General features: G+C 51.6%; 11 protein-coding genes. 5 read left to right on the top strand and 6 right to left on the bottom strand.

Annotated features, from left to right (window positions below):
• Positions 1–46 precede the first annotated feature (46 nt).
• Entirely contained in the window at positions 47–1393 is a 1347-nt protein-coding gene (locus tag K7H08_RS03100; RefSeq protein ID WP_231657154.1) for a Na+/H+ antiporter family protein, read from the top strand.
• Between the two features lie 117 nt (positions 1394–1510).
• Here K7H08_RS03100 and alr read toward each other — a convergent pair whose 3' ends face one another.
• Complete coding sequence (gene alr / locus K7H08_RS03105; protein ID WP_231657155.1) at positions 1511–2764, bottom strand: alanine racemase; 1254 nt, start codon at positions 2762–2764, stop codon at positions 1511–1513.
• A gap of 534 nt (positions 2765–3298) precedes the next feature.
• On the opposite strand from alr, the gene dctP reads away from it, so the two are divergent.
• From dctP to K7H08_RS03120, 3 genes are all read left to right on the top strand, one after another.
• Entirely contained in the window at positions 3299–4318 is a 1020-nt protein-coding gene (dctP, locus tag K7H08_RS03110; RefSeq protein WP_095603242.1) for a TRAP transporter substrate-binding protein DctP, read from the top strand.
• Entirely contained in the window at positions 4311–4853 is a 543-nt protein-coding gene (locus K7H08_RS03115; protein ID WP_038485821.1) for a TRAP transporter small permease subunit, read from the top strand. The genes dctP and K7H08_RS03115 overlap by 8 nt, the downstream gene beginning before the upstream one ends.
• Before the next feature lie 128 nt (positions 4854–4981).
• Positions 4982–6301, top strand: a complete 1320-nt coding sequence (locus K7H08_RS03120; RefSeq protein WP_089037544.1) for a TRAP transporter large permease — start codon at positions 4982–4984, stop codon at positions 6299–6301.
• A gap of 97 nt (positions 6302–6398) precedes the next feature.
• Here K7H08_RS03120 and csiR read toward each other — a convergent pair whose 3' ends face one another.
• From csiR to K7H08_RS03135, 3 genes are all read right to left on the bottom strand, one after another.
• Complete coding sequence (gene csiR, locus K7H08_RS03125; RefSeq protein ID WP_125749459.1) at positions 6399–7109, bottom strand: DNA-binding transcriptional regulator CsiR; 711 nt, start codon at positions 7107–7109, stop codon at positions 6399–6401.
• A 225-nt stretch (positions 7110–7334) separates the two neighbouring features.
• A complete protein-coding gene (gene gabT / locus K7H08_RS03130; protein ID WP_120387353.1) occupies positions 7335–8606 on the bottom strand; it encodes a 4-aminobutyrate--2-oxoglutarate transaminase in 1272 nt (423 codons plus the stop codon).
• 40 nt (positions 8607–8646) lie between these two features.
• Entirely contained in the window at positions 8647–10092 is a 1446-nt protein-coding gene (locus tag K7H08_RS03135; RefSeq protein WP_231657156.1) for an NAD-dependent succinate-semialdehyde dehydrogenase, read from the bottom strand.
• 387 nt (positions 10093–10479) lie between these two features.
• On the opposite strand from K7H08_RS03135, the gene K7H08_RS03140 reads away from it, so the two are divergent.
• Positions 10480–11058, top strand: a complete 579-nt coding sequence (locus K7H08_RS03140; protein WP_231657157.1) for a CAP domain-containing protein — start codon at positions 10480–10482, stop codon at positions 11056–11058.
• Between the two features lie 6 nt (positions 11059–11064).
• Here the strand turns inward: K7H08_RS03140 and K7H08_RS03145 are convergent, their stop codons facing one another.
• Positions 11065–11544, bottom strand: a complete 480-nt coding sequence (locus K7H08_RS03145; RefSeq protein ID WP_095603245.1) for a CreA family protein — start codon at positions 11542–11544, stop codon at positions 11065–11067.
• 408 nt (positions 11545–11952) lie between these two features.
• Complete coding sequence (locus K7H08_RS03150) at positions 11953–12453, bottom strand: hypothetical protein (protein ID WP_231657158.1); 501 nt, start codon at positions 12451–12453, stop codon at positions 11953–11955.
• Positions 12454–12530: the final 77 nt, after the last annotated feature.

Here is a 12530-nt window from a genome sequence, read left to right on the forward strand (position 1 = left end):
GGCGGGAAACTCTCGCATTCAATTCCAACGACAAGAGTAGCTATTCATGAATGCTATCGTTTTGGCCATTTTAGTGATGGTCAGCCTCAGCTTGGCTCGCGTTTCCGTTGTCTTTGCCTTAATCGTCGCAACGTTGGTGGGTGGGCTTTATGCGGGCATGCCGATCAATGCCATCCTTGATGCCTTTAACGACGGTCTCGGCAACGGCGCTACTGTGGCCCTGGCCTATGCCGTGCTGGGCGCTTTCGCCGTCGCACTCTCACGCTCGGGTATCACCGAAGTAATGGCAAACCGCGCCATTGCGCGTTTTCATGTTGATGATTCTGGCAGTAGTCGCCGCATGGTGACCTATACCCTACTGGCCGCCCTATTGGCCGCGGCGGTCAGCTCTCAGAACCTTATTCCGGTACACATTGCTTTCATTCCTGTGCTGGTTCCGCCGTTACTGAAGCTAATGAATCACCTCCAGCTCGACCGCCGTCTCGTCGCCTGCGTGATTACCTTCGGCATTACCGCCCCCTATATGCTGTTACCAGTAGGGTTTGGCGCTATCTTTCTGAACGATATTTTGCTCACCAACCTCAATGAAAGTGGTGCCGAATTTGGACTGGAGATCACCCGTCAGATGGTCCCCATGGCAATGGTGATTCCTATTGGTGGCATGGCATTGGGCCTTGCCGTAGCCGTATTGTTTAGCTATCGCAAAGGGCGTAACTACCAAGACCGAGACCTGGCCAAGGGTGATGAAACCCCAGCACAAGCGGCCCAGCATTTAAAAGGTTGGCAAAAAGCGGTACTGGCAATAGCACTGGTTGGCACCGTGGCCGTTCAGCTCTACACCGGCTCAATGGTTCTGGGTGGGATCTTTGGCTTTGCTCTGCTCTCTTTAAGCGGCGTCTTCCGCTGGCACGAACAGGACGGTATCTTCACCGAGGGCATGCGTATGATGGCCTTGGTTGGGTTCATCATGATCACCGCGGCGGGCTTCGCCAATGTGATGCAGGCCAGTGGCGAGGTTGAAGCGCTGGTCAGCAGTTCTACAGAGATAATTGGTGATAACAAGGGATTAGCGGCATTGATTATGCTGCTTGTGGGCCTTTTCATTACCATGGGTATCGGCTCTTCCTTCTCAACAATCCCAATCATCGCATCACTTTACGTACCCCTTGCGCTGAATTTTGGCTTTTCGCCGCTAGCCACCGTGGCGCTGGTAGGCACCGCAGCCGCCTTGGGCGATGCAGGCTCCCCGGCCTCCGATTCGACGCTTGGCCCGACCGCCGGTCTCAATGCCGACGGCCAGCACGACCATATCTGGGACAGCGTTGTACCGACCTTCCTGCACTACAATATTCCGCTGATTGCCTTTGGCTGGATAGCCGCCATGATCCTATGACGCGCAGCCCCTGCTTTTCACAGCAATAACCCTTCCCCAAAACGAAACCACCCCGCTCAGTTGAGCGGGGTGGCTTCGTCAGCAAACACAGTACATTACTACCTTTATTGGCAATAATTACTCGCTATCACTACCTGTATCGCTATCGCTTGGACGCAACACCTTCGGGTTGGAGTTTCCCCATACCGTGTAAAGGTCGGCAAGTAGCGCGCCATTGAGGTCTTCAAGTTCTCCAATGGTAATTCGCTCGTCACCCTGGAGCCCGTAAAGCACCACTTCATCACCCGCTGCCACTCCCTCGACATCCGTCACGTCTACCATGGTCGTGTTCATTGACACTTTACCCATGACCGGCACACGCTCACCGTTGACCAGTACAAAGGCAGCGTCTGTGAAAACACGGCGGTAGCCGTCAGAATAGCCAACAGGCAAGTTCGCCAATAAACTATCGCGCTCCAACACCCTGACATTATCGTAGCCAACGCCACTGCCTTGCGCGTAATCGTTGACCGATGCAACCCGCGTGCGAAACGACATCACCGGCTTGAACTGCTCATAATGGGGTAGATCGCCATACAGCAAGCCACCCGGGCGTACCATATCAAGGCGAGCTTCAGGCACTTCCATGGTGGTAAATGAGTTGGCGGCGTGAAGCGTTAGCGCCTCGCGATCCAGGTTAGCCGTCTCGATTAACCAGTCACTTTGTTCGTGAAACGCTTCCAGCCCCTGGCGAACAAAATCTTCATCTTCAAAGGCAAAGTGGGTCATGATGCCCACCAGCTCTAACGACGCTAAGTCTTGAAGCTCTAACGCTTCCTGGCGTCCTGCTTCACTATCAAGCGCCATGCCATTGCGCCCCATACCGCCAGCATTCAGCCCCAAATGATAGCGCAGTGTTACCCCCGCCTCAGCTGCATCGCTGGATGCTTGGCGGGCGGCTGTTATATCCCCGAATAGCTCTTCCATGCCGTAATCGAAGGCACCGCGCACTTCTTCTGGTGTCGCACTGCGCACGCGCATTAAACGCCCATCGAAACCAGACGCCCGAACAACCCGCGCTTCTTCGTTACTTGCCACACCAATACAAGGAATACCTAACGCGATCACGGAAGGCATTAAATTAGCAATGCCGTGACCGTAGGCATCGGCTTTCATAATGGCGCAAAGCTCCGCTTCTTCGCCCAATAATTCCAGAACACCGCGCACGTTCCCTTCAAAAGCCGATTGCGAGATTTCTACCCAGGCATTGGCACTCAAGTGTTCCGGGCTATCGACGAGCAATGCTTGGTCGCTCAGCAACGGCGCCGCATAGCTGGTTGTGGTAACGGTGGCAGCAACAGCGGCAGCTAACAGGGTTAGTGGATATTTCATTATCAGATCCTTGATTCGTTTTCATTGTTAAGACCCCACTGCTCACACTACCTCTACTAAACAATTCTTAACGATAGCGGGTGCCGCGTTTATTAAAAAAAGCAGCACTAGGACGCAATAACCTGATGAGAAGGAAAGATCTTTCGCTGATTGCTCTGACTGTCGGCGGGGCGCAACTCTTCTGCTCTGCGTGTATTCAAGCTCTGTTCCAAAGCAGGTTTAGGCCACTAACAGACTCGACGATCTGTTGGCTACACCGTTTATCAACGCTTATCTAATACATCTGATCGGCAATCTATCGCTCAAAAACACAATAACTCAATGAAAATTAATAAAAAATTAATTTATAGACGCAGTTTCGGTTTGGTTTGACATCAGTCAACGTAATGTAAAAATGTTGATGTTAGACGATTTTATAGAAATTTTTTATAGCCTGAGCACCATGCGTGTGATTAAACTGGGGGCGCAACATGGTTTCGAAACTGAAGCATGGATGCCCTCTATAACTCTAAACGCTATCAAGAAAGAGGTTTTATGAAGCTCTCAACATCCGTGAAATGCGCTCTAGCGACGTCCATCGCCGCTTCCATCATGGCTAGCCAAGCGCTCTATGCCGATACCGTTCGGTTACGCATGCACACGTTTTATGGCACCGAAGTGGATCAGATTGCAGCTGATTTGCGGGAACGGGTAAGTGAAGCGAGTGATGGCACTATCAACATTCAATTTTTCCGTGGCGGCGAGCTAGTCAGCAGCGACCAGTTTGTCGAAGCTGTTGCCCGTGGGAGCATTGATATCGGCCATGGTGTAGGTAGTTACTGGCCTGGCACGGTGGGTATCGGCACAATCGAAGGGGGCCTACCAGGAGCATGGGTAAGCGCTGAAGAAGCACACGATATATTTGCCAACCAAGGTCTTGATGAGCTCATCGCAGAAGCTTACGAAGAGCAAGGCGTTAAGCTGATTGGCCGCGGCTTTGGTAGCGATTATGGTCTAGTCACCCGAGAGCCTGTTTCCAGCCTGGAAGATCTTTCCAGCATGCGCATCCGCGCAACCAGCTCCATTGCAACGGTGCTGGAAAAATTTGATATTCCAACAGCCTTTATTCCAGGTGAAGAACTCTACGTCGCGCTTTCGACTGGCGTTATCGACGGTGCCATTTACGGTGGCCCTGTTGAGTACGAACAGCTGCGAATTAATGAAGTGGCGGGCTACTACACCGATATCAACTTACTCAACCCAGGCTGGACAGAAAACGCGTTCATCAACCCTCGCACCTGGGAACGGATGAGCGAAGAGCAGCAGCAAATTTTGGTAGATGAGCTGGCTCAGTACCTGGAAGACGTTCACAACTGGCTGGAAGAAGGCAACCAACGCATCATCGATGAAGGTGAGCTGTTTGAATTCGCCACGCTGCCAGCAGAAGATTCAAAACGCTTAGCCGAAGCATCTTTGCCGATTTGGGAAGAAGAGGCGGCACGCTCTGAGCGAAATGCCCAAGCCGTTGAAATCTTGATTAACAACGCCAAAGCGCAAGGAAGATTGAGTGAGTAAGATCAACCGATATCTACGCTTTCAGGATGGGCTTTCCGACTGGGTCGGACGAGTCACCGCTTGGCTGACGCTAGGTATTATCGGTGTACTGCTCTATGAAGTAGTCGCTCGCTATGTACTCAATGCCCCCACTGTGTGGGGGCACGAACTAGCGACGATGTTCTTCGGTGCGCTGAGTATCCTGGCTGGCAGCTATACCTTACGCCACCAAAGCCACGTGCGCAGTGATGTCATCTATCGCCTGCTGCCCTTCCGCATGCAGGCGTTGTGTGACGTGATTGTGTTCTCACTGGGTATCTTGGTGCTGAGCGTATTTTTCACCATGGCCGTGGAATTTGCCCACCGCTCCTGGCTAATTGGTGAGTATTCCAACCGAAGCATTTGGCGTCCAGCGCTTTGGCCGATAAAAGCGACCATTCCAATTGCCGTTGGATTGCTAATTCTGCAGAGCGTAGCAGAGCTAGTGAGGGCCATCGTGCGTTTACTTGGCATTCCCTATGATGATCCGCGAGACGACATTAGCGACGCTGACTAAATACAGCCCGACTCTGTTTAAACAGAGTGCTGCTTAACCCTCGCTCTATTTCAACGTGGTTTTACCGTGAAAAATAAGAGACACACCCCGGCACGTCCTTGTGGATATGCCATGCAAAGGGTATCCCTATGTTAAATTTAGACCCCATGATAATTACGGCGATCATGTTTCTCTCCATGATCGTCCTAATGGCAATAGGCGCTCCGCTAGCGTGGGCGTTGATGATATCGGGCATGGGAAGTGCCTACATGATGTTTGGCCCTGGTGGCTTGGACTTCTTGCTATCGTCGGCATACAGCACCATGGATAACTTTCTCCTGGTGGCCCTCCCGCTGTTCATCTTTATGGGATTGGTACTGGAACGTTCCGGTATTACCGATGATCTTTTCGAGATGATGCATAAGCTGATGGGCAGCCTTCCTGGCGGGCTTGGAATTGGCACCATTTTGATCTGCGCCCTTATCGCTGCCATGGCGGGAGTCTCAGGGGCAGCTACCGTCAGCCTAGGGATCATTGCATTACCGGCAATGCTCAAGCGGGGCTATCACAAGCGGCTAGTCACCGGCACTATCATGGCAGGTGGGGCATTAGGTTTTCTCATCCCACCTAGCATCTTAATGATTGTTTATGCGTTTCTGGCCCGTGAATCGGTAGGAAAGCTATTTGCTGCTGGCTTAGTGCCTGGCCTAATGCTTGCCGCTATTTACATGGCCTATATATTGATACGCTGCCGCATCAACCCTTCTCTAGGTCCCGCTGCGCCAGTAGAAGAACGCTTTAGTGCCAAAGAAAAGCTGATGTCTTTGCGCCATGTTATTGCCCCTGGCCTTTTGGTCACTGCCGTATTGGGCTGCATTATCGGAGGGGTGACCTCGCCTTCCGAAGCCTCTGCAGTCGGGGCTGGCGGTGCCATGCTTATTGCAGCGCTGAGAGGTCGGCTTAACTGGAGCCTGCTGCGCTACGCGATGCTCAGCACGGCCAAAATAACCGGTATGTTGCTCTGGATTGCCATTGCCGCGGTATTCTTTAGCCGTATCTATATGGGCTTAGGCGCCGGTATGATCGTCAGTGATTTTATTAATGACTTCTCGCTGTCGCCCTATACCGTCATCATCATCATGCTGATTAGCTTCTTTGCACTGGGCATGTTTCTCGATGACTTTGCGATCCTGTTCATCACGATTCCGCTTTATGTGCCAATCGTACGTGATTTAGGGTTCGATACTACTTGGTTTGCGGTGCTGTTTATTATAAGTATGCAGTCCGCTTATCTGACACCGCCCTTTGGGTATAACCTGTTCTATATGCGATCAGTCGCGCCAAAGTCCATTACTATCGTCGATATCTATCGTTCAGCACTGCCGTATGTTGCTCTACAGATAGTGGGATTAGCCATTATCGTACTATTCCCAAGTATTGCGCTATGGTTGCCAAACTTACTGTTCTAAACAAGCGTATCAAACGGCTATCGGCAGAAACCCAACTAAAAAGGCCCTAATGATTAGGGCCTTTTCTTTTAGCGTTTATTCGCTGCCTTCTTTTGCCTTATGCGACACTTTGTTGGCGCATCACCTGTGCAATAATCGGCACAGGAGACATCAAGTGTTCATGCATCAATGCCACTGCTTCATCCTTGCGGCGCTCAAGGGTGGCGTCTACTAAGGCGGCATGCTCTTGGCGCTTTTCTTCAAGGGCCTGAGCAGAAAACACGGTTTCTTTAAGCCACAAAAAGCGGTAACGCTGAACTTTATCAAACAGCCCAGCGCGCACTTTCATCAAGTGCGGAGAGTTACAGCCAACCACCATCGCGGTGTGAAAATCACTATGCCGACGATCCCAACTATCTAACAGCCCTTCTGGCGAGTTCATTTCCGTCAGCTTTGCTAATTGATAAGACTTTGCCAGGATATTGGCTTCCCAGGCATCATCGCCGCGCTCGATTGCAAGCCCTAACATCATCGCTTCAACCTGCGCTCGGGCATCGTAAATATCGTTAAGCTCAGCGAGCGACATGGGCGCTACACGATAGCCACGCTGGCTAATTGCCACCACTAAATGCTCAGCAACAAGCTGGGAAAGTGCTTCTCGCAAAGGGCCAATACCCAGGTCATAGCGCGCTTTAAGCACACTCATGCGCAATTTTTCGTCAGGCTGAAAAGTGCCTTTAATAATATCTATTTTAAGTAGCTTGTAAGCACGAATACCCAAGTTTTCCTTGGCATCCGCCTTTTCGTCTGGGAAGAAAGATGAATTCATGAGTATGCATTTTGCAAAGTGGGTCAAAATAATAGCACACCTTGTAACAGCTGTTTGAACGTGTTCCGCCCTCGCACTCAATAACAAGTGCAACAAGCAATAAAAAAAGCCGATGCAGACTAGCTACACCGGCTTCTATCAACACTCTCTATATATCAGCACACTTATCAGCGCTCTCTACAAACGCTTCTATTGGCGCTTAACTAACCAATGAGACGCTAGATATTACGCTGTAAGCTCTTCGAGCAATTCTTCAACAATCGTCAAACCTTCTTCAAGGATGCTGTCTTCAATAGTGACCGGCATCAAGAAGCGGAGCGTATTGCCGTAAAGCCCACACGACAGCAGGATAAGCCCCTTCTCCCGGGCACGTTTGCACATGGCCGCTGCGAGTTCTGGGTCGGGCGTTTGATCAGCTGCAACGATATCCAATGCCGCCATCGAACCTAAGTGACGCACGTTTTCAACACAAGCAAAGCGCTGCTGCCACTGGGTAAAGCGCTGCCCCAGAACCTCTCCTAAGGCTTGGCTCTTCTCAAGAATTTTTTCTTCTTCGAATACTTCAAGCACCGCTAAAACGGCAGCACAAGAAACCGGACTGCCTGAGTAGGTGCCACCCAGCGAGTTAGGGCCACACGCATCCATATGCTCAGCCGTTCCCACCACGGCTGAAATCGGCATGCCACCGGCCATACTCTTAGCCATGGTCATAAGGTCAGGCTCAACACCACTGTGTTCAATGGCAAACAGCTTACCGGTACGACCAAAGCCAGACTGAACTTCATCGACGATCATCAGCATGCCGTGCTCGTCGCAAATTTCACGCACCGCTTTAAGGAAACTGGCCGGTGCAGGATAGAACCCGCCTTCACCCAACACAGGCTCGATCACGATAGCCGCGGTATCTCTTGGGTTGGCATCGGTCTTCAGCGTCATTTTAAGACCGCGGATGGCGTCTTCTTCGCTTACCCCGTGGAACGGAACGGGGTAAGGCGCACGGAAAACATTCCCCGGCATGCTGCCGAAATCAGCCGAGTAAGGCACCACTTTGCCGTTCATTGCCATGGTCATAAAGGTACGGCCATGGTAGCCGCCATCGAAGCAGATCACGTTATTCTTGCCGGTGGCGGCACGCGCAATCTTAACGGCATTCTCTAGCGCTTCAGCCCCGGAGTTAACCAGCATGACTTTGCCATGGCCGCGCACAGGCGTGAGCTGACTGAGTTTTTCAGCGACTTTCACGTAGCCTTCGTAAGGAATAACGGTTTGGCAAGTGTGCATCACCCGGCCCAACTGCTCCCTAACCGCTTCGACGACTTTGGGATGGCAATGGCCGATATTAAGCACGCCAATACCACCCGCGAAATCAATAATACGGTTACCATCCGCATCCCAGATAATCGCGTTCTCAGCACGGTCCGCAAATTGCGTTGCAGGGCTGGCGGCACCATTAGCGACATATTTCTGTTTAAGCTCATTCAGCTGTGCATTGCTCATCTTCATTTACTGCATTCCTCAGTTAATTAGTGAAAATCGCTTATAGGCCGCCAACACAGACGTATTTCAACTCAGTAAACTCATCAAGCCCATGACGTGAACCTTCACGGCCCAGCCCAGACTCTTTCACCCCACCAAAGGGCGCTAGCTCGGTAGACAGAATGCCCTCGTTAACCGCCACCATGCCGTACTCCAGCCCTTCCATTACGTGCCAAATTCTGCGGTAGTCACGGGCATAGAAGTAAGCTGCCAACCCGAACTCAGTCGCATTCGCCATGGCAATGGCTTCTTCGTCCGTCTCGAAACGGAACACAGGCGCCAAGGGACCAAACGTCTCTTCACGGGCAACCCGCATGGTGTCGGTCACATCAGCAATAATCGTGGGTTCGAAGAAAGTACCGCCCAACGTGTGAGGCTTGCCGCCACAGACCAAACGCCCACCCTTTTCCAGCGCATCAGCAATGTGGGACTCGACCTTTTCGACCGCAGCCTGATTGATCAACGGGCCTTGCATGACGCCATCATCCAGCCCATTGCCCACGTTCAGTTCAGCCACCCGCTTGGCAAACTTCTCAACAAATGCCTCGTAAACGCCGCTTTGCACCAAGAAACGGTTGGTACACACACAGGTCTGGCCAGAGTTGCGATACTTGGAGGCAACAGCCCCTTCAACGGCGGCGTCTAGGTCGGCGTCATCAAACACGATGAAAGGGGCGTTACCGCCTAACTCCAACGATACTTTTTTGACTGTACCGGCACACTGAGCAAGCAGCTTTTTACCCACCGGCGTAGAGCCCGTGAAAGAGAACTTACGCACGCGCGGATCGGTTGTTAACACCTCGCCAATGGGCGCAGGCTGGCTAGCCGTGACCACATTGATTACCCCAGCGGGCAGGCCAGCAAGTTCAGCCAAGCGCGCCACCGCCAACGCCGTCAGTGGCGTTGCTTCTGCAGGTTTGATAACCACCGTACAGCCTGCCGCTAAAGCGGGGGCGCACTTACGGGTGATCATTGCCAGCGGGAAGTTCCAGGGCGTAACGGCGGCCACAACGCCAATCGGTTCGCGAAACACCAGAATGCGCTTATCAACACCATGGCCCGGCAAGGTTTCACCGGCCATGCGCTTGGTCTCTTCGGCATAAAACTCGACAAATGACGCGCCATACGCCACTTCACCACGGGATTCTGCCAGCGGCTTGCCCTGCTCCAACGTCATTAGCCGAGCCAGGTCTTCTTGGTGCGCCATGATGGCATCGAACCAGGCGCGCAACAGCGTTGCACGCTCTTTCGCAGTACGCTTTTTCCAGCCCGGCCCTGCTGCCTCCGCTGCGGCAACCGCTGCTCGTGCACCATCCGCATCCAGGTCAGGGACTTCTGCTAATAGCTCACCATTTGCCGGATTAGTGACCGCAAAGCGCTTTTCAGCACCGCACCACTCTCCGCCAATAAATGCGTCAGGTATCAAAATATCGGGTAACTCACTCATCTTGTTTTCCTTTTTGCCATGACATTAGAGCGTGCTCTCAAACGCTGGCCGCGCCTCCCACGAACTCGCTACAACGCCATTGCCTGTACTTCCGAAAGCACTAGCGAGCCAGCTTCTTCATTTTCAGATAGGCAGCATCAACCGTAATGACTAACAAAAATATCTACATTTATAAAAAACGTCAAAATATATTTTTAGCATATACACTAAAAACTGGACGGTGGGGTTGGATGACACCGAAAATGGTAGCTAGGCTGCGGGCAGGATTGGTACAAAAAGCGATCAAGGCGCGTGCCTCACCATTTCCGACCCGCAAGCAGGCCTTTATCGAGTATCGCTTTCGGATAAAATCAATCTGAAAAAGAGGCCGCCCCTACATCGGCGAAAATGAACAACTTAACGACTAACCCCATCTTAAAGCGCCCTACCCACTGGGCACTATTCAGCGTGATAGCACTGATGTTGATAGGCAGCGGCACGCAGGCCGTTGGTGATTCACACGGCGACAGCCCTTATAGCGACAGCACCAACAGCGCGTGTGGCCTGACGGAGCTGCAACAGGAAATGCTAACGCTGGTGAACGAGGCACGAAACAACGCCCGTCAATGTGGCGATCAAGCATTTCCAGCCGTCAGCCCGTTGACCTGGAGCTGCCAACTGGAGGCCGCTGCCGCAATGCACGCCAGCGACATGGCCAACAACGACTACGTTAGCCATACCGATACTGACGGCGCAGGAATTGAGCAACGCGCTAATCAACATGGCTACACGTGGCAAGCCTTGGGTGAAAATATTGCTGCTGGGCACGCATCTGCCGCCGCCGTGGTAAACGGCTGGTTAGAGAGCCCAGGCCATTGCAGCAATATGATGAATGGCACCTTCACCGAAATGGGCATGGCCAAAGCCAGCAATGCTGATTCGCGCTATACCACCTTCTGGACACAGATGCTGGGGAACCCCCGCTAACCCTTCTTAAAACCCACCGTAATGAACCGCCGAAATCGCATTCTTTGGTGAACCATCCACTAGCTTGGTGCTGTAAGTTAAGTACACAAAGGTTTCGGTTTCAGCATCGTGCATGCGCACCACGCGCATATTCTTAAACAACGCAGAGCGGCGCTGGTTAAAAACGACCTCTTGCTCGTCTACCTCATCAGGGTCGAAGACGATCTCTCCCGTTTGCCGACAAGCCACGCTCGCCTCGCTAGCTTCCTCAGCAAGCCCTACCGCACCTGAAATCCCGCCCACCTGAGAGTAAGAGAGATAACAGGAGATTCCCTGTACTTTTGGGTCGTCAAAGCGCTCCACTTCAATCGTACTGTTCGGGCCAATCAACCTAAACTCCGTTCGCACGCTGCCAATATGGGCATCCTGCGCCAAAAGCGAAGTAGGCAGCAGCAACGAAGACATCATCACAAGCGACGTAATAACAACCGGTGTAGAAAAACGCATAGAAATGTCCTTAGCAGGTGCAGCAGAAACGGCAAGCCAAGAGCATACCTGATACCGGTAGAGCCGGGGCAGTCAAGAAAGGCTGAATGTCGAAATGGGAAGCGGTGGCAAAGGAGGAATCAAGCGGGAGGTTATGGACCTGGCAGGAGTCTAAAAAACTATATAACACCATGATTTTAAAAAACTAAAAATTAATTCAAAAAATAAAATATACCACTACGTATCCCCCCCTACTTGCAACGCCCGAAGAGCCTACATTGAATATCATTAATCACTAGTAATTATATTTGTGGCACATATAGACGGCTTACTGCCAGAAGCATACTTTTAGTGAACACTGATATAAGGCCGCAAAAGGGGCGGAGCTAAGCTACTCCCAATTCCTTAGTGCCGCACTGTTTGCGATTGTTAGTTGCGTAGCGCATCTTCAATTAAATCCCAGCGCCCTTCATATTCCGCCACATTCCAGAAATATGATGCTGCGCCTTCTTTAACAGCAACTGCCCGAACTGAGCTGTCCTTTCTTTGCTGTCCTTTTTTACCGGGAGCTGAAAGCCATTCATGATGGCGCGCTGCAACGTTACTCGCCATTTCATTGCTTGGGACTATGTAATAACGAAATGGAAGCTCAGAGCATGGTGTAGGAATGCCTCCAAGAACCCAGAAAAAATTTGATCCATACATTCGCTCAGCCTTTTTCCCAACGCTGCACGTCTTGCTCCCTGGCACAAAGGTCTTCACCTGTATGTGGACAAATTTTGTTCCATCTCTGTTGCTACAAAGTACGTCCGTATTTGGCGTATTGCCAAGTGTAACAACAGCAGCATAGCCACGACGGCACAGCTCTCCAGCTACAAAGAACTGACTCGAAGCCCCCCGATAACTTTTATCTTTTTCTAATGAGCTCATTCATACCTCATAGCAACTAACTCCACGTTAAGCGGACTAAAATTGTTGGTTATAATGTGTAGCAAAGCAAAGCCTAA

Origin of the sequence: Halomonas sp. IOP_6, assembly GCF_021151565.1 — a bacterium.
Classification (GTDB): Bacteria; Pseudomonadota; Gammaproteobacteria; order Pseudomonadales; family Halomonadaceae; genus Vreelandella; species Vreelandella alkaliphila.